Here is a 25297-nt window from a genome sequence, read left to right on the forward strand (position 1 = left end):
ATGATTGGTCAAAACATCCATACTACAATCGTATCTTCGACTTACGATCTGCTTAAGGAAACCGACTCAGCCCTTTTGAGATTGTGTGACCAAGCTAGCTCGCTAGTGCTAATCGTCAACTCAACTGAACAAGCCATAGAGCCTTCTCAGCTGTCAGAAGAGATAACGTTGCTCGAGCTATCTCAACAGCTATGTGAACACCTGCTACCGCTATCACGTGTTGATCGATCCCGTAAGTCACCAGATACCCTCACTCAAATGCTAGATTGCATAGCGACTGGAGTAGTGTGGATTGACAGGATACAAGCTCTATTTGAACCATCTTTGGAATTAGATCCTTTACGCCAGCTACAAGAGCTAGCGCGTATCAAGCCTATCATCGCTATCTGGCCTGGGCAGATTACAGAACAATTTTTAACCTTTTCAGTTCCGGGAAGGGCCGACTATCAATCTTACACAGCGAGTGAGCTGGCAAATCTGCCCATCATTCACTTTGTCGAGCAGAGGGAATATAAATGAAAAAGTACGGAGAACTCATTCAGTTTGAGCCCGTTACAACGATCATCAAACTCAAAGAATCAGCTGAGCAGCACAAAGCTCAGCAGTTGGTGGCATCTTATGTTATTTCAGAAAAGATGTCGCTTAAGCTAGCGGACATTATAATTCCACAGCTGCAGTTTGAAGAATCTGTTGATAACAAATCCCTCTGGGTTGTCGGTAACTACGGTTCAGGTAAATCACACCTGATGTCAGTGATCTCGGCAGTTGCAGAGTTTCCAGAACTTGCACAATTTATTACAAACGACAAAGTTCGCCACGCTGCTGGCAAAATTGCCGGAAAATTTAAAGTCATTCGTTTTGAGGTTGGGGCTAGCAAAAAAGCCTTTGCTGATATCGTCACAGATAACCTGACCTCCAGCTTGGCGGAAATGGGGATTGATTATCAATTCCCATCAATGGATAAAATTTCATCCAATCACAAACCCTACTTTGAAGAAATGATGGCGCTATTTCATCAACGCTATCCAGATCAAGGTTTGCTTTTGATTTGTGATGAAATTCTCGACTACCTGCGCTCTCGTAACCAACAACAACTACCGTTGGATATGGCGATGATGCGCGTCATGGGAGAGGTGATTGATGGCACACGCTTCCGATTTATTTGTGGTGTTCAGGAAGCCATTTTCGACAGTACTCAGCTCGCTTTTGCGACGCAGGAAGTCAAACGTATCCGAGATCGCGCAGAGCAGGTACTGATCACTCGTGACGATATCAAATATGTGGTCGCTGAACGTCTGCTCAAAAAAGATGCCCAGCAATTGCACTGGATCCGTGAATATCTACAACAATTCACGTCTTGTTTTGATCGCATGAATGAACGACTCGACGAATTTGTTCGGATGTTCCCTGTTCATCCTGACTACATCAATACTTTCGAGCGAGTTCATGGTGCAGGCATCGAACAACGACAGGTATTGCGTAGCCTCTCGCGGCAGATGCAGGCTTTAATGGAGCAACAAGTCCCCCTTGATAAGCCCGGCGTATTTTCTTATGACACCTACTGGGATGAACTCAGAAGCGATCCCAGCGCCAAGACTAACCCTGATGTAGGTCAGGTCATTGATGTTGGTGAAACCCTGTTTACTCGTATTGACCAAGCCTATCCAACTGCAACTGAAATTGACTTTGCCAAACGCCTTGTAGCCGGTTTGGCAATCCATCGTTTGACTGTTGGTGATGTTTATAACGAAATGGGAGCAACTGCTGCCGAGCTGCGTGATTCACTCTGCCTCTATCTGCCTGGTATTGAGCAACTGCCCGGAGAAAAGAGTAAAAATCTAGAAACTCAGATCGTTGCTGTACTGACTAAGATTCGGAAAACAGTCAATGGCCAGTTCTTTTCAAAGAACAAGGCAAACGATCAGTTCTTTTTGGATTTGAAAAAGACTGAGGATTTTGATGCTTATATCGAAAACAAGATTCCCTTACTTACGGATGATAGTCGTAACGGTGCCTATCGTGAAGCTATGCTGCAGATTCTTGAAGAAACTGATATGCAGCAACCAAATATTCAGATGTGGCGGCACGAACTGAAATGGTTGGATCGCAATGTTAATCGTCCAGGTTGGATGTTCTTAGGCTCGCCTAATGAGCGAGAAACAGCCAAGCCGCCGCTCGACTATTACATGTATTTTATACAGCCATACAACCCGCCAAAACAGAAAAAAGAGTACATCCGCAGCGATGAAGTATTGTTTATACTGCAAAATGCTGACGGAGATTTTGATCGCAGCCTGAACTACTATGCAGCCGCTATCGATTTGCATGCTTCTGCTACAGGTAACGCCAAGAATGTCTACAAACTTAAGGCGGATGGTTATCTGAGAGAGATGCAGACTTGGCTAAAGAGTCATTTCAAAGATGCTTACATTGCCCAATACAAAGGGCAAAGCAAGCCGATGATGGACTGGCTCAAAGGTACCTCTGTCCGCAACATTTCTGGGCTCGGCGATAGCCAAATTGGCAGCCTCAAGGATATTTTTGAATCCGTTGCCAGTCATATCTTGGCTAATCACTTTGTTTCATTAGCACCCGAGTATCCTACTTTTAGTCAGTGGATCACTTATGACAATATAGAAAGCGCAGCCAAAGATGCGTTAAGTGTTGTCTCCGGTGGCGCTACGACCAAGCGAGCTAATGCTGTCCTTGACGCACTTGAATTACTGGATGGCGATAAAATTTCCCCGCTACAATCACGCTATGCCCAAGCTGTTTTAGCTGTTTTGAAAAGCAAGCCACAAGGCCAGGTAGTCAATCAGGCAGAACTGCTGGAGGCAATCAATTCCCGACTCTATTTTAAACCAGAAAGCTTCCGACTAGAGCCGGAATGGCTGCTAGTCTTGATCGCCTGTTTGGTTTATAGCGGCGAGCTTGAATTAGTAGTGGTCGGCCATACCCTGACTGCCAGCGATGCCGTCAAATTCAAATCCATTGCATTTGATGTACTGAAAGACTTTAAACATATCCAAGCGCCCAAGGATTTTAATGTCACAGCATTAAAATCTCTGCTCACTCTATTGGACATGAATGACGGTTTAGCTACCTCGATCCAGCAAGGTGATGAGAGCATAGTACGCGAAATGTTAAAGCGTACCGAGGTGCTGATTAACGAGCTAGTCAAGGGGCATCAGAGTGTCAAAGATCGCTTACCACTGTGGGGACAATCGGTTCTGGAAGAGGGTGAGGAACAGACGCTGTCGACGCAGCTGTCCGAGCTGAAGAATTTTTTGGAAACCATTCAACGCTACGATAAACCGGGTAAGCTGAAAAACCTTAAGGCGACCGCCGCAGAAATCGCTGCTTTCCAACAGATACTGAATGCATGGCACAACTTTGTGCAGCTCAAAGCAGTTGTAAGCGAGTTGGCCCCATTATGCGCCTACCTCAAAGAGGCTCAACTGGTACTACCTGAACAGCTCGCTTGGCAAGAACAAGTGAAACTGGCGCGAGATGCGCTAAGACAAGGGTTGGCTGATCCGGTATTACGTGGTGATGAAGGCTTTAAATCAGCGCAGATCAACACTTTGACTGCGTTGAAAACTGAGTATGCCAAGCACTATATTGAGCTCTATATGCGGGTGCGTCTCGATAGCAGCGAAGAAAAAACCAAAGCCAAGCTGCTAAGTGACGAGCGCCTAGCAGAGTTGGATATCTTGAGCGGAATCGCCTTGCTCCCTACCCAGCAACTTGCTGATTGGCGCAAAGACGCTGCGCAATTGCAATCGGCCAAGCCAATCGATCCCAAACAGCTGGCGATGAATGCCAATCCGGCAGAATTCGATGCTCGCCAAGAGAGCGGCAAGGCACCGGCCAGCGAACAATTAAAGAATCTGGAACAGCGGCTCGATAGCTTGCAGGGCGATTGGCTCAGTAACCTGAACAACCTACTAGATGACCCGTTTATTAACCTTGAACTACTCAAACCGGTTCAAGCGCAGTTAATTCGTGATTTTATTAAGCAAGGTCAGTTACCCGAACCAATGGATTTCACCTTTGTACAGGCAGTAAACTTGGTGCTGGCAGGGTTGGAAGAGGTGAGAATCAGCTCAGCCGAACTCGTAAGTGCCCTCGGTCAAGGCATGCCTCAGAGTCGCGATGAAATGACGGATCGCTTTAACCGGCTACTTACCAAGCTCTGTCAGGGTAAAGACCTGAATAAAATCCGTATTATCATCGATTAATTAATACTCGCTGGTGTGGCTTATACCTCACCAGCCACAGGAATTACCATGCAACAAGATAGTCTATTTAGAAGTGATAACTCCCAACAAATGCAGGCAGCAGGTCCGGTGATCTGCCTAGGAAAAACCTTCGCTAACGACCAAGAACGCCGCGAATATTTTCTGGCTTTGCTGGCTGAAAAGCTAAAAGATCCAGAATTTCGTAAAATAGAAGGCTTTCCAGTCGGTAGCGATAAGGATATTTTAAACTTAAGCAACCCTCCGTATTATACTGTATGCCCTAATCCTTGGATTGCTGATTTTATCGCAGAATGGGGGCTACAGAAGTCAGAACAGCCCTCTGATTATCACTATCATAGAGAACCCTTTGCTGCCGATGTTAGTGAAGGGAAAAATGATCCTATTTATAACGCGCACTCCTACCATACCAAGGTACCGCATAAAGCTATTATGCGTTATATCCTCCACTATACTCAGCCGGGTGATACAGTATTTGACGGTTTCTGTGGTACAGGAATGACTGGTGTCGCAGCTCAAATGTGTGGAGATCGTGAAGCAGTCCTATCGTTAGGCTATCAAGTAATGCCTGATGGTACTATTTTGCGGGAAGAAGAAGATGATAATGGTAAAATAGTTTGGAAAACTTTCTCTAAACTAGGGTTTCGTAAAGCGATATTAAGTGATTTGTCACCTGCAGCAACTTTCATTGCGAACAATTATAATACACCTGTTGATGTCCTTGCTTTTGAGAAGCACGCCAAACGTATTCTGAAAGATGTAGAAAAAGAATGCGGTTGGATGTATGAAACCCTCCATACTGATGGAAAAACTAAGGGCAAAATCAACTACACGATTTGGTCCGATGTTTTTATGTGTTCAGAATGTACTGAGGAAGTTATTTATTGGGAAAGTTCATTAGACCAAGATGAAGGTAAAGTACTAGACGAATTCCCCTGTCCCAATTGCTCAGCAAAACTAAATAAAAGAAATATGGCAAGAGTGTGGGTTAATAAATTTGATGACCTTCTAAAAAAAACAGTAAAACAAGCAAAACAAGTTCCTGTATTAATTAACTACACCATTGACGGTAAGAAATACCAAAAAAAACCAGACACTTTAGATTTTGCTTTAATAGATAAAATTGAGTCGAGTGTAATACCGTATTGGATACCGATTTATGAATTGCCGAATGGTTTCAATACGAAACAACCGAAAGCTTCACATGGTTTCGATCATGCGCATCAATTTTATACAAAACGCAATCTTTGGATACTATCTGCTTGCTGGGAACGTTTAGTAAAAGCAGGTCCCCGCTTCCCATTTTTATTCACAGCCAGCCAACGAGCTCTTTCTAAAATGGCAAGCATCGCCTTTTCATATTTTTTCCATGGCGGTGGTGGTTTTATCAATGCTGGAACAAAAGGAACTCTATACGTTTCAAGCACTAACCCAGAGGTTTCTGTTTTTCATAGTTTGACATCTAGGATCCGCTCTTTAAAGTATGCCTTCGAAGCTGATCGTTCCAATTGCATAATTGAAACAAAAAGCACTACATCTAAGTCTTCAATATTAGATAACTCCTTAGATTATATCTTTATCGACCCCCCATTTGGCGCAAATATTAATTATTCCGAACTCAATACACTTTGGGAACCTTGGTTAGGACTCACAACTAATATAAATCAAGAAGCGATCGAAAACTCCGTACAAGGTAAAGGACTACCCGAATATCGTGAATTAATGACAAGGGCTTTTTCAGAGGCCTATCGAATACTAAAACCTGGTCGCTGGATAACTGTTGAGTTTTCTAACACTAGAGCTTCAGTCTGGAATAATATTCAGACAGCTATAACTGAAGCTGGATTTGTTGTTGCGAATGTTTCAGCTCTCGATAAAAAACAAGGAAGCTTTAAGGCTTATACAACTCCTACAGCAGTTAAGCAAGACCTTGTCATTTCTGCTTATAAACCAAATGGTGGATTCGAGGAACGATTCCTTGAAGAGGCGCAGACTGAGGAGGGAGTGTGGGATTTTGTCCGCACACACTTAAAATACCTACCGGTGACCAAACAGCAGAATGGTTTGCTGCAGTTTATCCCAGAACGTGATCCACGTATTCTATTTGATCAGATGGTTGCTTATTATGTTCGGAAAGGTTATCTCATACCGGTTTCCAGCCTAGAGTTCCAGCTAGGTTTAGCACAATGGTTTATACAGCGTGATGGGATGTACTTTCTTCCAGAGCAAGTTGCTGAGTACGATCGAAAGAAGATGTCTATAGGCGAAGTAAAACAATTATCTATGTTTGTTACCGACGAAGCATCAGCGATACAGTGGCTCCGTCAATTGCTAAAAGAAAAACCACTAACCTTCTCAGACATTAATCCGCAATTTATGCAACAGCTTGGTGGTTGGAACAAAAACGAAATGATGTTGGATCTACGTGAGTTACTAAGCCAAAACTTCCTCTGTTATGACTGCCAGGATGATGTACCAGACCAGATCCACAGTTATCTTTCTAGTAACTGGAAGGAACTACGTAATCTATCCAAAGATAACCCAGTTTTAGTCACCAAGGCTAAGGATCGCTGGTATGTACCAGACCCAAATAAGGCAGGAGATCTAGAAAAAATACGTGAAAAATCACTACTTAAAGAGTTTGAAGAGTACAAAACCACCAAGAAAAAACTTAAAGTTTTCCGCATCGAAGCGGTACGGGCTGGCTTTAAGAACTTGTGGGAGCGACAGGAGTATCCTGCTTTGATTGCCGTAGCCGATAAACTGCCAAGTAGTGTATTGGAAGAAGATCCAGTACTGCTGATGTATTACGATCAAGCTGTTACCTTGAGCCAAGCCGATACCAATGACGAGTGGTGATAAACAATGTGGCAGGTAGGTGACTGGGCCTGGAGTCAGACCCATCAGCAATATGTCAAAGTGATTGAAGCTGCTGGCCTCTGGGACCTGCAGTTTTATCGCGTCTGGTTACAGCAACAAGATGTTGTACTGAAGTTGTTGGGCACAGATCTCTGCAATCAACCAGTACGGCCTATTGTGACGACTGATTCGTTATGCTACTTGTCTACCGCAGCCAAAATTGCCAACGTCCAACAGGAAGATACCCTACTGGCACCAATAGAATCGAATGTCATTCCTTTGCCGCATCAGTTGAAAGCGCTAACCAAGGCAATGAGCAATAAACAGGTACGCTATCTGTTTGCTGATGAAGTAGGTCTGGGCAAAACCATCGAGGCTGGACTGGTCATGCGTGAATTGAAGTTGCGCGGACTGGCAAAGCGAATTCTAGTTTGTGCACCTAAGGGGTTGGTTAGTCAGTGGGTAAGTGAAATGCAGATCCACTTTAACGAGCCATTCCAATTGATGCTGCCCGGTGAACAAAAACCACAGAATGAACATGACAATATATGGTCACGTTATGATCAAGTTGTCTGCCCTGTCGACAGTATCAAGCCCATTGAAAGCCGCAAAGGATGGTCACTCAAACAACTTAATGAGTACAACAAGCTTCGTTTTGATGACCTGCTGGCTTCGGGTTGGGACCTTATCATCATTGATGAAGCCCATCGTCTCGGCGGTAGCACCGACCAGGTCGCCCGTTACAAGCTAGGCCAAGGTCTGGCCGAAGCAGCTCCCTATTTATTGTTATTATCCGCGACACCACATCAAGGCAAAAGTGATGCTTTTCACCGTTTGATGGCACTGCTCGATGCCGAAGCCTTTCCAGATGTAGGCTCGGTCTCACAAGAGCGGGTCCAGCAATTTGTGGTGCGTACTGAAAAACGGATCGTCATCGATGGCGAAGGTAAGCCACTGTTTTGTCCTCGGCAAACAGAAATGGTTGCCGTTGCCTGGCAAGCCCAGCATGGATTACAGCGTCACCTCTATGAAGAGGTGACTGAGTACATCAAAGAAGGCTACAACCAAGCGCAAGCCAAACAACAAAATGCTATTGGCTTTTTGATGATACTAATGCAGCGTTTGGTGAGTTCTAGTAGTGCGGCCATCTCACGAACCCTCGCCCGTCGGCTAAAAGTACTAGAAAATAAGCGGGTAGAAGAAGAATTACCTTTGGCGTTTGCCGACGAGTGGGCGGATCTGGATGGTCAAACCCAGCTGGACGAATTATTAGCTCAGTGCCAAACATCGTTGGAAAATGAAAAAAACGAAGTGCGCCGTTTGCTAGCGTTAGCGGAGCAATGTGTAAGTGCCGAAAATGATGCCAAAGCCGAAGCCTTGCTTGATTGGCTCTACCGCCTGCAGCAAGAAGAAGGAGATCCATACCTCAAGATGCTGGTGTTTACAGAGTTTGTGCCCACCCAAGAAATGTTGGCACAATTCTTTATTGAACGAGGCATCAGTGTCATTAGTCTCAACGGCTCAATGGATCTGTCAGAGCGTAAAAAGGTACAAGCTGCCTTCGCCAGTGATACTCGCATTCTGATTTCAACAGATGCAGGCGGAGAAGGTCTAAACCTTCAATTCTGCCATGTGATTGTTAATTACGATATGCCCTGGAATCCGATGCGCATGGAACAACGTATTGGCCGCGTCGATCGCATCGGCCAACAGCATATCGTTCGCGCACTAAACTTTGTGCTTGAAAATACTATTGAGCACAGAGTTCGCGAAGTGCTCGAAGCGAAGTTACAGATTATCCTTGACGAGTTTGGCGTTGATAAGACCAGCGATGTATTGGATTCCTCTGCTGCTAATCATCTGTTTGATGAGTTGTTTATCACATCTATCACGGATCCTGCTTTAATGGATCAGGAGTTAGCTAAAGCCCTGGCCACCTTAAGAGACGGCGCAGTGGACAAGCGGCAACAGGATGCACTGTTTGGTGGTGGAGATCCCTTATCTGCTGAGGACTATCGCCAAGCCTTGAACCACCCACTACCCTATTGGGTACAGAGCATGGTCGCTAGTTACTTGCGCTGGCAACGTAGTATGCAGCATACAGCTGATTTTACTGACGAAATCGATGGCAGCCATACCCTAACTTGGCCAGATGGTGCAACATGGAGTGGAATAACCTTTATTGGAAAAACCGCCCAGCAACAACCAAGTTTCACGCATCTAACGCTCGAAAATCCCAAGATAAAAGGGCTATGTAGTCAATTACCTGTCTGGAGTGAAGCACAGCCAATCTCCAGTGTTGTTGTTAAGTCTCTACCAGCTGGAGCGAATGGTTATTGGTCATTATGGAGTATTCGTATTATGGCTGGCCATGAGCGACGCTGCCAATATATGCCAGTCTATATCAAGCCCAACGGTCAATATTACGCAACAGCATCCCAAAGAATCTGGGATGCTGTCTGTAGTAAAGAATTTGAGATTTTACCTCAAGACTTAGCAGTCGAGTCTTCTTTACATCAGTCGATCTATGCCCTTATGCATAAGGTGGCACAAGAGGAAGGTAAAGCTCTCTTCGAAAACATGTTGACAGCCCATCATACCGATTTAGATCACCAGTTTGAAAAAGGTGAATACTCATTTAATGCAAGAAAAAAAGCAGTAGCACGAGTTGGATTACCAGAGGTTCGCCAATTTCGCTTGCGTCAATTAAGTAGCGAATATACCCTGTGGCTCCAGGATATAGATAAAAAACGCAGGGTTATTCCTGAGATGGTTTTACACACCATTATTGAAATTAAAGGATGAATATGACCTGGCAGGATGACGTTATTCATAAAGTAAATTTGGATGGAGCTTTTGTTTACATCATAAACGATCCAGATGGACTACTATACGAGCCTGTAATAGCAACCTCACTTCAAGAAAAGAATGCGTTCATTTTTGATGATGATGACTCATTAGCATTACGTCTAGCGTATGAGACATGGCGCAGTGGTGAGAATAAAATATCTTTCCTGATTCGGCTGGCCGTGGATCGTGATATTTTTATACCTCATGATATCCAACTTAAGTCAAAAGAGATTAATTTTCATCTATCCGAATTCTTCCAAGATATTGATTCTGATATACTACGATTACTACCAGCTGCGTTATATCAGTCAGTCATGGATGCGCTGAAATCATTTACTCCGGGTAGGCTTAGCCCACAATCCAGTCTAGATTTCTTATTGCGGCATATATACAGAATTGCACCTGAGATAATCCAATCCAGTACAGACATTGTTAGGTTATTGATTAGGAAGCATTATATTGGCATTGAAATGCCTGTTCAAATTGAAAAGAGGCTTATTCATCTACTGAGTTTAGTGCCGAGTTTTAGTTTATGGGATTTCAATCAACTGATTTCCAATAAAGCTTATTTTTTTGATTTCCTTCAAAAACAATGGGAAATGTATTTGCAAGATGAAGAAAATAACTCTATTTCTATCGCATCTCAGCCTAATACTCAATTAATTGTTCCTTTTGCTGATAGTGACATCCGCGTTTTTATTGATAATTTGTTTGCTGAAGGTATTATAAAGCCAGTGGGGATAAAAAACTTACCACCTGAACACTGGGCTACATTTGCTGTACTTAAAGAACCTCAAATAACAGAAAAAGAACGAATACTACACCTACTTAATAATGCCAAAAAATTATTCAACCAATACTCAGAAGAAAGTATTAGTGCGGATTTCTGGCTTGAGCAGTCACGTTCTCTTGGTATTATGAATGCCCTTTTTTATCAAAACAAACAGTTGCCGGCAGTTGAATGTTTGTTTAATGATATTAAAAATATAAACACGAATGTTGATGAGTTATTTCAAAATTGGTTGCTAATCAACTATGCAAAAATACAAACCATACCAACTGTTCGCTATCCATGTATGTTGCATAAAGTTCCTGACTGGATATCACGCAGGATAGATTCTGGTAATAAAATTTGTTTGCTTGTTTTAGATGGTATGGGGGCTCGCCAATGGCCATTATTACGTAAGCAATTGCAAATATGCGAAAATATTTCAATAGAAGAGCATTCTTGTTTTGCTTGGGTGCCGACGATAACGTCAATTTCACGGCAAACCTTGTTCTCAGGGAAACGTCCATTTTTGTTTGGTGAATCCTTACTGACTACAAATAAAGAAGAACAACTATGGCTTAATTATTGGATGGATAAAGGCTTAAACAAACGAGAAATTAAGTATGCAAGGAAAATTGAGAGCTATTCAGTCGATGAATGGCAATCACTAGTTGGGTCACTACCAGTTAAAATTGCCGGTTTAGTCATAAATTTTATCGATGAACAGATGCACGGCATGAAAATGGGAATGGCTGGACTAAATGTATTGGTTGATAGCTGGCTGGCCGAATGGAAATTCAAAGATAAAATTTCAGACCTGCTGGAGAATGGGTTTGAAGTTATAATTACTTCAGACCATGGTAACCAAGAGGCTATCGGTATGGGATATATCAATGAAGGGGTAAAAGCGGAGACTCGGGGAGAACGAGTACGAATTTATAATGACCCCAGTTTGCGAGACAGCTCTGCTGCAAACTATCAAGATTCTGTGATAGTATGGCCCGGTCCTGAGATGGGCCTGCCAAAAGGGACATACCCTTTGCTAGCCTGCTCTGATAAAGCCTTTAAAAGTAAAGGAGATGTCGTTGTAGGGCATGGTGGAATCAGCCTCCATGAGGCAATAGTGCCTTTCATTATTGTTAACAAAAAGTAGTTAGTTATGATTAAAACTCCAGGTTTCTGCCGCCATATCGAGAAAGAATGGCTTGAACAAACGCTCCGCTGGGTTGCTAGCGAAGCAGATAGTGTGCAATTAAATAAAAACCTGGAAGTATTCCTTGGTACGTATATAGCGACTAAAGAAAATCGGCGCAAAGCTCGAAATTTATTAACCTCAATTTGGATGCGACCAAAAAATAAAGATGTTTTTTTTGAGACAGGCATTCAATTACATCAAGAGATTGATGCATTTTCATTACCTATTCACTGGGGAATGTTAATCGCAAAAAAACCTTTCTTTGCTGAGGTTGCTCGTTTTATCGGCCGACAAGCTAGGCTAAATGACGCATTTACCTTTTCTCAAGTATTTCGCCGAATGAGTATGTTATATGGCGAGACACAAGCAACCAGTAGAGCACTAAGTGCTGTTTTAAGGACTATGATCGAGTTAGGGGTGATAGATAGAAGTAATAAACTAACATCATATTCGATCGTTCCAATTCAAGAAAAAGTTAGCAGTCCTATCGCAAATTGGTTAACCACCGCTGCTATGATTTCATTGAATAAAGTTAGCATTAGTCTTGATGAAGTATTAGCTGATCAAGTATTCTTCCCATTTCAAATTGATATCAACTTGAATACACTTGATGTATCAACATTTGAATACTTGCAGCAAGGAAACTCAATAGTCGTTTTCAAAAGGAATCTTTACTCATGAAACCCATTATTGGATTCAATCGGCATTTAGAGATGGATTGGCTTGTTCAAACCGCATCCTGGTCGGCGAATGGGATTCACGGGCAAGCATTAAAAAATAAAATTGATAGTTTACTTGCCCCTAGTTTTGACAGCAAAGTAGCGCAAGATAAAACTAGAAATCTTCTTTTTGGCATTTGGGATTCAGAATCGAAATCGGTACCCAAAGCATTTCATTCCGACGCTTGTAAATTGCTCATTGAACACAGCGAAATAAATATAGCTATTCATTGGGGAATGATACTTGTTAAATACCCCTTCTTTTATAATATCATAGTACAAATTGGTAAAATGACCAAGCATGAAGGTTTGTTCATTTACAATCAATTAGAACAACGCATTACTGAAAGCTATGGGGATACTTCAACTATCAAGCGCTGTATGCAATTTGTTGTTCGAACCTTAATAAATTTCGAATTATTATCCAACCCTAAATCAGGCACATACCAGTTGCGAAAATCAATTGTGATTAAGCACGATAACGTTATCGCTTGGCTGACTGAAGTATCAGTGAGGGCTAAAGGAAACTCAAGCAAAAGCATGTCTGCTATTATTAATGACCCAGCCTGGTTCCCCTTCGACATAAACTTTAATGAAAACAGATTATCGTCTAATGTACGACTAGATGTTCATCACCAAGCTAATGATGCCATTATTTTCCTACAAAAATAAAAAAGTTAAACTTTAACATCGCATTGACCACACGCTTGATTGATATATTTTAAGATACTAATCAAGCCTGTGACACCCAAACAAAATAGCTTATTATTTTTTTAACGAAACGTATTTTTAATAAACACACCCTTACAAAATTTAATTAAAAATAAACCATGCCAACCATAACGAATGAAAATAGCACGACCGGATAACCGTTTTTTTACAACCAATGCCTTGGAATGGCTAAATCAAAGGCACGAGCAGCATAGTTAAGCGTTTTGATATATTCATCATGCTTTTCCATATCAATAGATTGGCCCGTCTTACGTAATTCCAGCATATTTTGCAACTCAGCAAGATTAAACATACCTAGTTTATAAAAATTCCCCCATGATGGAATACCAAAGAGATTGTAAATAACGACAGTGCTATCGCGCTCGCTCGCTAATCTTTTCTCTCCTGATATTTTAGCCAAGGCCTCCTCGGCTTCATATTTATTTTCGTAGGTATTTAGAAGCTTCATCATTATATCTCACAAAAAATAGATTATTCTTTTCCAAATGAATATATCTGGGTTGAAAATATTACCCGGACACATTTACTTAGTTATTTTAGCAAAATCAAATGGACTCACCGCCTTCTCCCTATTGGCATCCAGAAAATCAGCCCACCATTGCAGCATCAGCTTACGTTCGTCGATAAATTCTGCTTTATGGATATACGCGGCCCTTACCGAATTACGTTCCATATGACTCATTTGGCGCTCCACCGCATCCTTCGACCATAGCCCCGACTCAATTAACGAACTACAGGCCATAGTACGGAAACCGTGACCGCAAACCTCAACTTTCGTGTCATAGCCCATCACACGTAGCGCACTGTTTACTGTGTTCTCACTCATTGGCTTACGCGGATCATGATCGCCAATAAAAATCAGCTCATGTTCGCCACAGAACTGTTTTATCTGTTTCAGGATCGCCAGCGCCTGCTTTGAAAGCGGCACCAGATGGTGGGTGCGCATTTTTGATCCCCGGTGAGAATGTTTCACGCCGGGAATAGGTTCTCGTTCAGGCGGGATCGTCCACATTGATGCTTCAAAATCGATCTCCGCCCAGCGAGCAAAACGCAGCTCACTGGAACGAATAAAGATAAGCAGAGTGAGCTCCGTTGCCCAACGGGTGAGTGGTCTGCCAGTATAGCCATCGATTTTCTGTAGTAACTCTGGGATTCGCTTTAACTCCAGTGCTGGACGATGTTGCCTATTACCAGAAGCAATCGCCCCTGCCATCTCCTGCGCGGGGTTATAATCAATTAGCCCGCTCTGCACTGCGTAACGCATGATAGCTGTGGCACGCTGTTGGAGGCGGGCTGCAACCTCAAGACGTCCAGACATCTCCACGGCCTTAATTGGTGCTAATAAATCGCGAGTTTTTAACTCAGTAATATTACGTTCACCAATCGCTGCGAAGAGATTATCTTCCAGGCTTTTTAGCACACGATGGGCGTGATCTTCAGACCACTTTTTATTGGTGCCATGCCACTCGATCGCCACCTCTTTGAAGGTTCGTGCTTTACTCTGTTCAACCTTATCATTTTTCTTTTTGTCTCCCGGATCGACGCCATTCGCTAGCAGTTTACGCGCTTCATCACGACGTGCTCTGGCATCCGCCAGTGTGATTTCAGGATAAACCCCCAGAGCCAGCATCTTTTGCTTGCCGTCAAAACGGTACTGCAAACGCCAGTACTTAGAACCATTAGGGTGGACAAGAAGATGCATACCACTGCCATCAGTCAGCTTGTATTGCTTATCCGTTGGCTTGGCTGTTCTGACTTTGATATCTGTTAACGCCATGCTTATCCCCTCCCTGTTGGTACAAGCATTATCGAACCGGAAATACCATCATCTGTACCAACATGTGTTGGTAGATGTACGTTGATGTCGGTTGACCTTGAGAGAGTTAATATAGCGGGAAAGGTAGATAAATACTGGATTTTAGACATAAAAAAAGACCTCAGTTGAGGTCCATTTACATGCTTTTGGTGCCGAAGGCCGGACTCGAACCGGCACGTATTTCTACGGTTGATTTTGAATCAACTGCGTCTACCGATTTCGCCACTTCGGCACTGAAGGGGATGCGGAAACGTGTGGGATTATACCTGCCGTTCGCGGCTATGCAAGCCACGATCTCGCGTTCAGTTGCTAAGTGATGAAAAAACCAGCGCTGCGTCAAGCTGCTGGTACTCCCTTTTCCTGTCGCAGTGCTTTATCCGCTACATTAACCCATCTTTCGAAATTCCCTGTCCCCTCTACCACGTTATTTATCATCCTCACCCTGCTAATTATTTATAAAATAGCGAAACGGTCATTTTTAATATATGATATTTTAATAAACAGATTATCTATTTCATTTTCGCTAATTTGCCATATCGGTTAAAAGACCTATGACAATTAGCCTGTTTCATTTTTTTCATTTCATTTAATACTCTGATGATTACCAGGCTCATTGACGAACGCTATTACGTGGAGATGACGCATGCATGTACTCATGATTGACAAGCAGTCGATATTTATTGAAGGAATGGCATCAGTACTTTCGCACTTTATCCCAAATGTGAAGATTCGAGGTCTGAATAATCAGAATGAAATTAATGAAACACTAAATGAATTTCCCGCATCGTTAATTCTGCTGGATGGTGACGGAAATAAAACAGAGAGTCTTGAATTACTCGATACGCTGGCATTGCACCACCCCACTATTCCGGTGGTGATGCTGATGAATAAATGCCAGCCGACATTACTCAGGCAGTTTCTGCATCACCATGCGATTGCGTTTGTCAGGCGTGATTCTCCGCCGGAAACCATCGCGCAGACGCTGCGTACCGCGTCGCTGGGAATGCTCTGCTTCCCGCAGGAAAGCATCACGCTGCTGGATGGCGGACACGGCGCGATTGCGCGGCTCAGCGAGCGTCAGCGTGAAATCCTCAAGCTGCTGGCTGCCGGGGAATCCAACAAGCAAATCAGCCGCCAGTTAAATATCAGCGCCGGTACAGTGAAAGCGCATCTGGAATCTATTTTCCGCCGTCTGAATGTGAATAACCGCACTCAAGCCGCGATGATGTATTCGGACGAATAGCCCAGCCTGAATTTTTATTAACAGTTAATTGTTGCTACATTTTCCCCTGAGCAAATACAGGAGCACTATGCCCGTGCATAATGCTCCTGCCAGAGATATTTAACATCAGCATTTACAGCAGCGCAGATGCACTGTGACTCTTATTTGGCGGACGTTGTCTTGCGGGGTGCTCTGGAAGATGTCGCTTTTTTAACCGCCGACGTTTTTTTACGTACTGGTGTTTTTTTCGGCTTCTCATCTTTACGCATCGTGTGGCAGAAATAATAAATAGCAATCACGCCGACACCGACATCTTTTAATATCCAGAACGGCAGTTCTTGCGCCATTAACATGACATTGAACAGCAAATAGGGAAGATTGAGAAACCCCTGAACGGTAAATCCTAACGCAGTAATTAATAATCCAATGCGATACCACACAGGGATATTGGGCATACGGGAGCTGAGGGCGCTGACAAAAATAATCACCGCAATCGCCCCATCCACCAGCGTGGCCGCCCAGAAAATGAGTTTCAACGTCATGATGGATCTCCCGATTTAGGGCGTCGTGGCGCGCGGCGGCGCGATGGGGTGGCTTTTACGCCACGGGCGACGCGTTTTAGCTCGCCGGCAACCTGTAAAATATCGTGCCCTTCCCGACGGTTAAAAAAATTCGCCAGCCAGGCAATCATCCCGACGCTGATCGCGCCGACAAAATAGCCAATGCCCATCGCGATATCGCTATCTTTGAAGTTCATCCCCAGCCAGCGCGCAATAAAGCCGCCCAGCGTGAAGGTCGTGCTGACGCTTATAGCCCCGATGATCACCCCTGCCGCCAGCCGACCGTGCTGATGCAATTTTTTTGGTTGCCAGAAAAACGAGACGCTTAGCCCGCCAAATAACCCGGCGAGCGCGGCCAGTCCCTGACTTAACATCTGAATGCCGTCAACCATGGCAATCTCCTCCTCAACAGGCGGCCTCAACGAATAGGATGAGGCCGCAATACTGACTACTGGCAAGGAGGAAGCGTGACGGTTGTCGCGTCATTATCTGTAGTGAGATAACGCGTCGCGCTTTCCGGGCTGTAGATCAGATGTTTGTTGCTGCGCAGACCGCGTACGCTATCGACATCGGCGCTGTACCATTTTCCTTTCCCCGGCGCAGGCTTGCCGGTCCAGGGATCGCCGCCCAACACTTTCTTGTTCAGCGCCCAGATGTTCCACAGCGAATCTTCCGCCTTCCCACTCCAGCCCAATTTGAGCGCCTGTTCGCGGGTCACGTACTCAGCGGGCAGCACATCATCACGATTTAGCGTTTTGAGCAGAGCCGTCAGTTTCTTCTCATCCTGCACGGTCTTGTTGTTCTGTTTCGCCAGTTGCTGGTTGGCCGCCTGTACCACCGCGCTGCATTGCGGTAAGTCGGCATACGCCGGTACAGCGGTTAACGCAGCCAGAAACAGTATCGACAGTGTGTATTTCATGGGAATCCCTCCAGTCAGTTCAGTTTACGGGGGCCATAAACAGCGCACGTTCCGCGTCACGGCGACGGGTCAAGCCGGCGAGAATTTTGCCGCCAGCTTTATTCCAGCGCGGAAGCTGATCCGCCGCCTCCTGGTATTGCCCCTGGTTGAGCAGGCGCAGCAGCGTCGAGTTCTGCAAATTGCCCAGCCCGACGTTAAAGGCGAACGCCACCAGCGCATCGAACTGGTTCTGGTTGAGATCGACCGTCACGAGGCGATGAACCCCGCGCTCGGTCATCCCCAGATCCGCCCGCAACAAATCTTCCGCTTCCACCTTGCTTAACGCTTGCGGGAAATTCTCATGGGGCAGAATCAAATGGCCGTAGCCGATGGTCCATTTACCGACCGCATCGCGGTACTTCTCCAGGCTTAGCCCTTCAAAAGACTTAATTAATGTCAACCCGGCCGCGCCGGTGTTTGCTGGTTGATTAGCCATTGTCATCACTCCTCACGTTAGATTGGGGAAGAACTTGTCGGGTGTACTCTTCAATCAGCCGCATCACGCTTTCCGGTGGTTCCAGCACGGTGAACTGCATCTCAATGTCCACATGCCCGCTGTCACGACCGCTGCCTTCGCGGCTCGGCGGCGACATGCTGACAAGGAAACGGCCAACCGTGTCATCGGGCGTACCGGAAACCGCGCTCTGCTGCTCAACGGCATCGGTTCGCACCGTCAAAAAGACCTTCATTTTTTCCAGCATCAGCCCGCGCGGCGTGGAGAGCGCCACCAGCGGCAAGGCAAAGTGATGTTGATCATCCAGCGCCATTTCGACGACTTTTGGCACCAGCCTGCCGTCATCGCTGTGCTCAAAAAAGGGGTCCAGCGCCTGCATGTATTGATGCGCGATAAGCTGGTTTGCCGCCGAAGCGGCGTGCTGCATCCCGCGCGTGATATCCGCCAGCGAGAGAGATGCCCCAACCGAGCCACCGGGTGGCGGGCTTTCCGGCGGTGGCGGATCGGGCGGTAGATCCGAAGAGGGCGGATCCGCAGGCGGCAACCCGCCGGTCTCTTCTGTCGGCGGATCGTCGGGCGACATTCCGGCGCGCTCGTCCGGCGGAGCCGTAGGCTGCTCGCTCGCCTTCTCTTGCGTATTCCGGTTGCCGCGAAGCCAGTCTTTCATTGACATAGTGCGCTCCGTGAAAAATGAGGCTGCAACGCAGCCTCAGCGTGAACATCAGAATTAACGCGTTGCGTCAGCCGGAGCTTTTTCAGCGCCAGCAGGCGTTTCGGGGTAGGCATCAAGCTGTTTCGATTCCAGCTTTTGCGCCTCAGACGGCAGAACAGCCGGGCGTGTTGCGGCATCCGTCAGGAAATCAATCACGCGCATCAGCGCTTCCGGCGGCGGCTGACGTTTGACCTGGGTGTGGATGCTGTATTTCGCGCGGGTATCGGTGGAGCGGGTTTGCTGATCTTTGTGCGAAACACGTCCGCTGATTTTGACGCTGAACGGTCCCCAGCCGACGGACGCTTCCAGCGAGGCTTCCGCTTCGGTCTGGCTGCTGCTGGCTTCGCTCTGCGAGACTTCCAGTTCGAAGTCAATGGTCCCTTCTTCGATGCTGATGTTCGGGTGAGAGATGGCCGCCAGCAGCGGGATGCGCATGGTTTTTTTCACCACGCCCTGAATCACGCCTTTGTCGTCAACCACGGTTTCGTCGTAATCGAACTGCACCGACTCCGCTTTACCATCCTTAATACAGACAGAGAGCAGGAAGTCGGCGTAGGCCTTACTCGCCTGTACCTGTGCTTTGATCATTGCCTGCAACGGGCCGCCGATCATATGTTCCAGCGGTAGTGCATTAATGACCGATCCAATGAATTGTGAATCCATAATGCGTACTCCTGTGAGTTGTACAGAAACATCGTGTTGCGAATTCGCAGGACCCACACTACAGGCCGGGAAAGTCTGAAAATATTGGCTGGATGACGGGTTAAAACAGGGGAAATGGCCCAGGGCAGAAGGCATGGCTTTGGCGAAACGGGCGGTCTGACGCGCGACATTCTGCCGGAGAAGCGCCAGATGCCCTACACTTCATGCGTCCCCCTCAAAACCTAAGGAATCCGTAATGAGCATCATCAAAAGTTACGCTGCACCGCAGGCCGGCGCCGCGCTTGAATTGCAGGAATACGATGCCGGCCCGCTGGCGGCAGAAGATGTGGAAGTGCAGGTGGATTATTGCGGTATCTGCCATTCAGACTTGTCGATGATCGACAACGAATGGGGCTTCTCCCAGTACCCGCTGGTTGCCGGGCATGAAGTGATTGGCCGCGTGGTGGAGCTGGGTAGCGCTGCACAAAACAAAGGGTTAAAAGTGGGCCAGCGAGTGGGAATCGGCTGGACGGCGCGCAGCTGCGGGCACTGCGATGCCTGTATCGATGGCAACCATATCAACTGCCTGGAAGGCGCGGTGCCGACCATTCTGAATCGCGGTGGTTTTGCCGATAAGCTCCGCGCCGACTGGCAGTGGGTGATCCCGCTGCCGGATAGCATCGATATCGAAACCGCCGGGCCGCTGCTGTGCGGGGGCATTACCGTGTTTAAACCGCTGCTGATGCACAACATCACCGCGACCAGCCGCGTTGGCGTGATTGGGATTGGCGGCCTCGGGCATATCGCCATCAAGCTGCTGCATGCAATGGGCTGTGAAGTGACGGCGTTCAGTTCAAATCCGGCGAAAGAAGCGGAAGTGCGGATTATGGGTGCCGACTATGTCGTGAACAGCCGCGATCCGGAAGCATTAAAAGCGCTGGCCGGTCAGTACGATCTGATCATCAACACCGTTAACGTCGATCTTAACTGGCAGCCTTATTTTGAAGCGCTGACCCACGGCGGCCATTTCCACACGGTGGGTGCCGTGCTGAAGCCGCTGGAAGTCCCGGCATTTACCCTGATCGCCGGTGACCGCAGCGTTTCGGGTTCGGCAACCGGCACGCCATTTGAGCTGCGTAAACTGATGAAGTTTGCCGGGCGCGCCAAAGTCGCGCCAACCACCGAGATGTTCCCGATGTCGCGAATCAATGAAGCCTTGCAGCACGTGCGCGACGGGAAAGCCCGCTACCGCGTGGTGTTGAAAGCAGATTTCCAGAACGGAGTGGAAGCGTAGCTTTGCCCGATCCGCAAAGGGATCGCGCAGGGGAGTGATAAGGGGGACGCTGTGGTCCCCTTTTTTACGTTCACGCTGGCGAGATTTCAGAAACCACAGAATGCCGATCAACGAAACCACTCCACAACGGTGAAATAAATGCCGGATGGCGGGTCGCTCTGACATGTGGTGTGTAAGCCCGGTAAGCCACCGGGCAAGTGTGCTTTATTTCGCGATAGCAGCAAACACTTCGGCAATCGCCACCGCGCCGGGATCGCTCACGCCATCAAGGTTTTCACGGTTAACGTACGACGAGCGCCCGGCCCCTGCTTTTTGCATCGTTGCCGTACTGGCTGCCCCGCTTTTCGCCGCAGAGACTGCGGCATTTAGCCCGTTATCGCGCAACGCTTCCAGCGCCGGTTGCAGCGCATCGATCAGCGTACGATCGCCCAGATCCGCCCCGCCGTAGTGCTTCATCTGTTTTAGCCCCAGCAGTAACGCCTCTGGCAACGCTGTACCGTTATGTATCGCCTGGCCTGCCGCAGTGAAGAAGATCGACATCAGCACGCCGCTGGAGCCGCCCATTACCGTCGCCAGCCGTTCGCCGATCAGTTGCAGCAACTGCGCGGTGTTATTCAGCGGCAGCGCCTCTTCTTCCAGCAGCCGGGCAATCTCACGCGCGCCTTCGGCGAAGGTCGAACCGGTATCGCCATCGCCCACTTTCGCATCCAGCGCGTTCAGGCGATTTTCCAGGCCAATCAACGTCTGCACCGCCGTACCGACCAGCGCTTTTACCTGTGGATTGTCTGAAGGTTCAATCTCCAGCCCGTCATACACCGCACTGTGCTGCTGGGTTTTCATCGGCGCGAACGCCACCGGTTTTTGCCAGCCAACGGTTTGCACATTCGCGCAAATCGCCTGCTCGAACGCGTCATTCAGGCGCAGCAACGACAGGGAAAAACCTTTCATATCCAGCGAACTGACCAGCGGCGCAGGGCCAATCAAATACGCAATTTGATCTTTCAACGCCGAATGCGCCAGCTCTTTGGTCAGCAGCGCCATTTCAAGCGCCGACACGCCGCCAAGGTTGTTGATCAGCACGGCGACACGATCGTCGCCCACCGCTGCTTTCAGCGGTTTCACCAGCGTGTCGATAAGCGACTTGCTGTTCTGTGTGTCGACAATTGAAGCGCCCGGCTCGCCGTGAATCCCCAGCCCCAGCTCGACCTTGCCGCGCTGAATACGCCCTTCCTCTTCGCTGCCCGGCAGGTTGCAGGTCTCCATCGCCAGCCCAAGGCTGTAGACGTTATCGCAGGCCTTTTGCGCGATGTCGCGCACTTCACTTAGCGATTTGCCCTGATCGGCGGCATGGCCGGCAATCTTATGCACCAGCGCCGTTCCGGCGATGCCGCGCGGCTGTTTGTTATCCGGCAGCGCGATGTCGTCGGCGACGATCACCATCTCGACTTTCAGGCCGTAGCGCTTGGCTTTTTCCGCCGCAAGGCCGAAGTTAAGCCGGTCGCCGGTGTAGTTTTTAACAATCAACAGGCAACCGCGATCGCCGGTCACCGCCACGATGGCGTTCAGCACCGCATCGACGCTGGGCGAAGCAAACACATCACCGCAGACGGCGGCGGTCAGCATGCCTTTGCCGACAAAGCCAGCATGTGCCGGTTCATGGCCGGAACCCCCACCGGAAATCACCGCTACGCGGCTTTTATCCCAGTCAGCACGGGCCACAATGCGAATGGCGGGATCAATATCGAGTCGGACAAGGTTGCCGTGCGGGGCGGATATCACTAAGCCTTCAATGGCGTCATTGACCAGTTGTTTGCGGTCATTGAAAAAGAACCTGGACATAATTTCCCTAAATGTTGTGAATCGTTACTCAATCATAGCCCGAAGCACAATGGACGTGGCAAAGAACAGAATTTACTGAAAGCCATTATGGCGTGGTACGCCCCGGATGCGGGTAAGCCACTGCAACATATCTGCTCCTTTGGCGAAAAAAAGAGAGGCCGCAGCCTCTCTTATGTAATACAGAACATCATTGATGTATTAGCTTTTGCGCATCATCAGCCACAAGCTAATCAGGAAGAACAAGCCGCTCGGCAGCAGCGCGCCGACCACTGGTGGAATGCCATACACCAGCGTCAGCGGGCCGAAAATCTGATCCAGCACGTAGAAAACGAAGCCGAAGCTGATGCCGGTCACCACGCGCACACCCATCGCCACGCTACGCAGCGGGCCAAAGATAAACGACAGTGCCATCAGCATCATGACCGCCACCGACAGCGGCTGGAAGATTTTGCTCCACATATTGAGCTGATAACGGCCGGAATCCTGGCCGCTCGACTTCAGGTACTTCACATAGTTGTGCAGACCGCTGATAGAAAGCGCATCCGGATCCAGCGCCACTACGCCGAGTTTGTCCGGCGTGAGGTTGGTTTTCCAGGTCCCGCTGACGGTCTGCGAGCCGGTCACTTGCTTCGGATCGGTCAGGTTCGATTCATCCACCTGCGACAGCCGCCAGATTTTGTTCTCCGCATCGAATTTGGCCGACGCGGCGTAGCGCACCGATTGCAAACGACGCTGATCGTTGAAGGCATAAATACTGACCCCTCCAAGCTCATCATCACCTTTCACACGTTCGATGTAGATAAAGTTGTTGCCGTCTTTCGCCCACAGCCCGGCCTGCGTGGAGAGCAGCGAGCCGCCATACATCGACTGCGCACGCTGGTTACGCGCCATCTGCTCGCCCTGCGGCGCAACCCATTCGCCAATCGCCATGGTCAGCAGGACCAGCGGAATAGCGGTTTTCATCACCGACAGCGCCACCTGCATGCGGGTGTAGCCGGAAGCTTGCATTACCACCAGCTCGCTGCGCTGCGCCAGCATGCCCAGACCGAGCAGCGCGCCAAGCAGCGCGGCCATCGGGAAGAAGATCTGGATATCTTTCGGCACGCTGAGAATGGTGTACATCCCGGCACCCAGCGCGTCGTAACTCCCCTGCCCGGCTTTTTTCAACTGATCGACAAATTTGATAATGCCGGAGAGCGACACCAGCATGAACAGCGTCATCATGATGGTGGAAAAGATGGTTTTCCCGATATAGCGGTCAAGTACGCCAAAAGCCTGCATTATACCGCTCCTCTACGCGTAAAACGGGCGCGAACCCGGCGCATCGGCACCGTATCCCACAGGTTCAGCACCACAGCCAGCGCCAGGTAGACCAGGTTAACCGTCCACATCCAGATCATCGGATCCAGCTTACCCTTCGCGCCGTTTGAGCGAAGCGTGGTCTGCAACAGAAAGAACACGAGATACAGCAGCATCGCGGGCAGCATCGATAACACGCGTCCCTGACGTGGGTTAACCACGCTCAGCGGCACGACCATCAACGCCATCATCACCACGGTAAAGATCAGCGTTAAGCGCCAGTGCAGCTCCGCGCTGGCGCGCGGGTTGTCCGTATTGAACAACGTACGCATGTCCATCTGTTCGGTATCGCTTGGATCGAGCGCAACGGTCTGGTGACCAATAATTGCCTGGTAGTTCTGGAAATCAGTGATGCGGAAGTCGCGCAACATGGCGGTACCCTCAAAGCGTGTGCCGGTGTTGAGCGTCACCACCTGGGAACCATCTTTATGCTGGGAAAGCTGGCCGGAATCCGCCACCACCACTGACGGGCGTGCGTTGCCTTTGGGGCGGATCTGCGCAAGAAATACGTTGTGAAAGCGGTTGCCTTCGACACCTTCAATAAACAGCACCGAGTTGCCGTCTGTCGCCTGCTGGAACTGCCCCTGCGCCAGCGCCGCCATACCAGGGTTCGCTTTGGCATCCGCCAGTACCTGATCCTGATGACGGGATGACCATGGACCAGCCCACATTACGTTAACCGCAGCGATAATGCCGGTAAACAGCGCCAGCACCATGGCGGCTTTGATCAGCACCGCACGGCTGAGACCGCAGGCGTGCATCACCGTGATTTCACTTTCGGTATAGAGTTTGCCCAGCGTCATTAGCAGGCCAAGGAACAGACTCAACGGCAGGATAAGCTGCGCCATCTCCGGCACGCCCAGCCCCAGCAGCGAGAGCACGAGGTTTGTTGGGATTTCGCCATCAGCGGCTGCGCCTAAAATCCTCACCAGTTTCTGACAAAAGAAAATCAGAAGCAGGATGAATAGGATCGCAAGCTGGCTTTTTAGCGTCTCCCGCACCAGATATCTTATGATTATCACTTTAAATACGCCCGTAAAAACCAGTCTTTTTCCTGG

Annotated in this window: 20 protein-coding genes and 1 tRNA gene; 9 read left to right on the plus strand and 12 right to left on the minus strand. The window is 47.9% G+C overall.

Annotation, left to right across the window (positions count from 1 at the left end):
• Genes brxF through CWM66_RS20275 form a run of 7 tightly spaced genes read left to right on the plus strand, consistent with a single transcriptional unit; the run spans position 1 to position 13323 of the window.
• Entirely contained in the window at positions 1 to 519 is a 519-nt protein-coding gene (brxF, locus tag CWM66_RS29560) for a BREX-3 system P-loop-containing protein BrxF (RefSeq protein WP_107147160.1), read from the plus strand.
• Complete coding sequence (locus CWM66_RS20250; RefSeq protein ID WP_107147161.1) at positions 516 to 4241, plus strand: DUF6079 family protein; 3726 nt, start codon at positions 516 to 518, stop codon at positions 4239 to 4241. Before brxF ends, CWM66_RS20250 begins: the two co-directional genes overlap by 4 nt.
• Before the next feature lie 48 nt (positions 4242 to 4289).
• Complete coding sequence (locus CWM66_RS20255; RefSeq protein ID WP_107147162.1) at positions 4290 to 7118, plus strand: DNA methyltransferase; 2829 nt, start codon at positions 4290 to 4292, stop codon at positions 7116 to 7118.
• A gap of 6 nt (positions 7119 to 7124) precedes the next feature.
• Positions 7125 to 9923 carry a DEAD/DEAH box helicase gene (locus tag CWM66_RS20260; RefSeq protein WP_107147163.1) on the plus strand — a complete coding sequence of 933 codons (2799 nt, stop codon included), beginning with the start codon at positions 7125 to 7127 and terminating at the stop codon, positions 9921 to 9923.
• 2 nt (positions 9924 to 9925) lie between these two features.
• Positions 9926 to 11890: a BREX-3 system phosphatase PglZ gene (gene pglZ / locus CWM66_RS20265; RefSeq protein WP_158262955.1), complete on the plus strand. Its 1965-nt coding sequence runs from the start codon at positions 9926 to 9928 to the stop codon at positions 11888 to 11890.
• A gap of 6 nt (positions 11891 to 11896) precedes the next feature.
• Positions 11897 to 12613 carry a hypothetical protein gene (locus CWM66_RS20270; protein WP_107147165.1) on the plus strand — a complete coding sequence of 239 codons (717 nt, stop codon included), beginning with the start codon at positions 11897 to 11899 and terminating at the stop codon, positions 12611 to 12613.
• A complete protein-coding gene (locus CWM66_RS20275) occupies positions 12610 to 13323 on the plus strand; it encodes a hypothetical protein (protein ID WP_107147166.1) in 714 nt (237 codons plus the stop codon). Before CWM66_RS20270 ends, CWM66_RS20275 begins: the two co-directional genes overlap by 4 nt.
• Positions 13324 to 13528: 205 nt before the next feature.
• Here CWM66_RS20275 and CWM66_RS20280 read toward each other — a convergent pair whose 3' ends face one another.
• The 3 genes from CWM66_RS20280 to CWM66_RS20290 all read right to left on the minus strand — a co-directional run bounded on the left by CWM66_RS20280 (position 13529) and on the right by CWM66_RS20290 (position 15431).
• Positions 13529 to 13834: a hypothetical protein gene (locus tag CWM66_RS20280; RefSeq protein WP_233218411.1), complete on the minus strand. Its 306-nt coding sequence runs from the start codon at positions 13832 to 13834 to the stop codon at positions 13529 to 13531.
• Between the two features lie 72 nt (positions 13835 to 13906).
• Positions 13907 to 15160, minus strand: a complete 1254-nt coding sequence (locus CWM66_RS20285) for an integrase arm-type DNA-binding domain-containing protein (RefSeq protein ID WP_107147167.1) — start codon at positions 15158 to 15160, stop codon at positions 13907 to 13909.
• Between the two features lie 186 nt (positions 15161 to 15346).
• Positions 15347 to 15431, minus strand: a tRNA-Leu gene (locus tag CWM66_RS20290).
• A 411-nt stretch (positions 15432 to 15842) separates the two neighbouring features.
• On the opposite strand from CWM66_RS20290, the gene CWM66_RS20295 reads away from it, so the two are divergent.
• On the plus strand, positions 15843 to 16442 hold the full coding sequence (locus tag CWM66_RS20295; protein WP_007372859.1) for a response regulator transcription factor: 600 nt from the start codon (positions 15843 to 15845) through the stop codon (positions 16440 to 16442).
• A 140-nt stretch (positions 16443 to 16582) separates the two neighbouring features.
• On the opposite strand, the gene CWM66_RS20300 is transcribed toward CWM66_RS20295, so the two are convergent.
• From CWM66_RS20300 to CWM66_RS20325, 6 genes are read right to left on the minus strand one after another with little or no spacing between them, the layout of a single operon-like run.
• Positions 16583 to 16963 (minus strand): hypothetical protein, encoded by a 381-nt coding sequence (locus CWM66_RS20300; RefSeq protein ID WP_007372858.1) that lies wholly within the window; start codon positions 16961 to 16963, stop codon positions 16583 to 16585.
• Positions 16960 to 17373, minus strand: a complete 414-nt coding sequence (locus CWM66_RS20305) for a hypothetical protein (protein WP_007372857.1) — start codon at positions 17371 to 17373, stop codon at positions 16960 to 16962. The genes CWM66_RS20300 and CWM66_RS20305 overlap by 4 nt, the downstream gene beginning before the upstream one ends.
• A gap of 56 nt (positions 17374 to 17429) precedes the next feature.
• Positions 17430 to 17900 carry a ribonuclease gene (locus CWM66_RS20310; protein ID WP_072440903.1) on the minus strand — a complete coding sequence of 157 codons (471 nt, stop codon included), beginning with the start codon at positions 17898 to 17900 and terminating at the stop codon, positions 17430 to 17432.
• Between the two features lie 19 nt (positions 17901 to 17919).
• On the minus strand, positions 17920 to 18375 hold the full coding sequence (locus CWM66_RS20315) for a lysozyme (protein WP_007372855.1): 456 nt from the start codon (positions 18373 to 18375) through the stop codon (positions 17920 to 17922).
• Positions 18368 to 19066, minus strand: a complete 699-nt coding sequence (locus CWM66_RS20320; protein WP_107147168.1) for a DUF2589 domain-containing protein — start codon at positions 19064 to 19066, stop codon at positions 18368 to 18370. Before CWM66_RS20320 ends, CWM66_RS20315 begins: the two co-directional genes overlap by 8 nt.
• 54 nt (positions 19067 to 19120) lie before the next feature.
• Complete coding sequence (locus CWM66_RS20325) at positions 19121 to 19768, minus strand: DUF2589 domain-containing protein (protein WP_007372853.1); 648 nt, start codon at positions 19766 to 19768, stop codon at positions 19121 to 19123.
• 235 nt (positions 19769 to 20003) lie between these two features.
• Here CWM66_RS20325 and CWM66_RS20330 point away from each other — a divergent pair, with 235 nt between their 5' ends.
• Entirely contained in the window at positions 20004 to 21041 is a 1038-nt protein-coding gene (locus CWM66_RS20330; RefSeq protein WP_007372852.1) for an NAD(P)-dependent alcohol dehydrogenase, read from the plus strand.
• Between the two features lie 204 nt (positions 21042 to 21245).
• On the opposite strand, the gene CWM66_RS20335 is transcribed toward CWM66_RS20330, so the two are convergent.
• The 3 genes from CWM66_RS20335 to lptF form a co-directional block, all read right to left on the minus strand.
• Entirely contained in the window at positions 21246 to 22880 is a 1635-nt protein-coding gene (locus CWM66_RS20335) for a dihydroxyacetone kinase subunit DhaK (protein ID WP_007372851.1), read from the minus strand.
• 198 nt (positions 22881 to 23078) lie between these two features.
• A complete protein-coding gene (lptG, locus tag CWM66_RS20340) occupies positions 23079 to 24161 on the minus strand; it encodes an LPS export ABC transporter permease LptG (RefSeq protein ID WP_007372850.1) in 1083 nt (360 codons plus the stop codon).
• Positions 24161 to 25261, minus strand: coding sequence for an LPS export ABC transporter permease LptF (lptF, locus tag CWM66_RS20345; RefSeq protein ID WP_035887062.1), 1101 nt, complete (start codon positions 25259 to 25261; stop codon positions 24161 to 24163). The genes lptG and lptF overlap by 1 nt, the downstream gene beginning before the upstream one ends.
• Positions 25262 to 25297 lie beyond the last annotated feature (36 nt).

The sequence above is a fragment of the Kosakonia sp. H7A genome (assembly GCF_003028445.1).
Classification (GTDB): Bacteria; Pseudomonadota; Gammaproteobacteria; order Enterobacterales; family Enterobacteriaceae; genus Kosakonia; species Kosakonia radicincitans.

Bases quoted from the DNA above. Each gene is read 5' to 3' on its own strand.
- brxF (WP_107147160.1), top strand. From the start codon at position 1: ATGATTGGTCAAAACATCCATACTACAATCGTATCTTCGACTTACGAT.
- CWM66_RS20250 (WP_107147161.1), top strand. From the start codon at position 516: ATGAAAAAGTACGGAGAACTCATTCAGTTTGAGCCCGTTACAACGATC.
- CWM66_RS20255 (WP_107147162.1), top strand. From the start codon at position 4,290: ATGCAACAAGATAGTCTATTTAGAAGTGATAACTCCCAACAAATGCAG.
- CWM66_RS20260 (WP_107147163.1), top strand. From the start codon at position 7,125: ATGTGGCAGGTAGGTGACTGGGCCTGGAGTCAGACCCATCAGCAATAT.
- pglZ (WP_158262955.1), top strand. From the start codon at position 9,926: ATGACCTGGCAGGATGACGTTATTCATAAAGTAAATTTGGATGGAGCT.
- CWM66_RS20270 (WP_107147165.1), top strand. From the start codon at position 11,897: ATGATTAAAACTCCAGGTTTCTGCCGCCATATCGAGAAAGAATGGCTT.
- CWM66_RS20275 (WP_107147166.1), top strand. From the start codon at position 12,610: ATGAAACCCATTATTGGATTCAATCGGCATTTAGAGATGGATTGGCTT.
- CWM66_RS20280 (WP_233218411.1), bottom strand. From the start codon at position 13,834: ATGATGAAGCTTCTAAATACCTACGAAAATAAATATGAAGCCGAGGAG.
- CWM66_RS20285 (WP_107147167.1), bottom strand. From the start codon at position 15,160: ATGGCGTTAACAGATATCAAAGTCAGAACAGCCAAGCCAACGGATAAG.
- CWM66_RS20295 (WP_007372859.1), top strand. From the start codon at position 15,843: ATGCATGTACTCATGATTGACAAGCAGTCGATATTTATTGAAGGAATG.
- CWM66_RS20300 (WP_007372858.1), bottom strand. From the start codon at position 16,963: ATGACGTTGAAACTCATTTTCTGGGCGGCCACGCTGGTGGATGGGGCG.
- CWM66_RS20305 (WP_007372857.1), bottom strand. From the start codon at position 17,373: ATGGTTGACGGCATTCAGATGTTAAGTCAGGGACTGGCCGCGCTCGCC.
- CWM66_RS20310 (WP_072440903.1), bottom strand. From the start codon at position 17,900: ATGAAATACACACTGTCGATACTGTTTCTGGCTGCGTTAACCGCTGTA.
- CWM66_RS20315 (WP_007372855.1), bottom strand. From the start codon at position 18,375: ATGGCTAATCAACCAGCAAACACCGGCGCGGCCGGGTTGACATTAATT.
- CWM66_RS20320 (WP_107147168.1), bottom strand. From the start codon at position 19,066: ATGTCAATGAAAGACTGGCTTCGCGGCAACCGGAATACGCAAGAGAAG.
- CWM66_RS20325 (WP_007372853.1), bottom strand. From the start codon at position 19,768: ATGGATTCACAATTCATTGGATCGGTCATTAATGCACTACCGCTGGAA.
- CWM66_RS20330 (WP_007372852.1), top strand. From the start codon at position 20,004: ATGAGCATCATCAAAAGTTACGCTGCACCGCAGGCCGGCGCCGCGCTT.
- CWM66_RS20335 (WP_007372851.1), bottom strand. From the start codon at position 22,880: ATGTCCAGGTTCTTTTTCAATGACCGCAAACAACTGGTCAATGACGCC.
- lptG (WP_007372850.1), bottom strand. From the start codon at position 24,161: ATGCAGGCTTTTGGCGTACTTGACCGCTATATCGGGAAAACCATCTTT.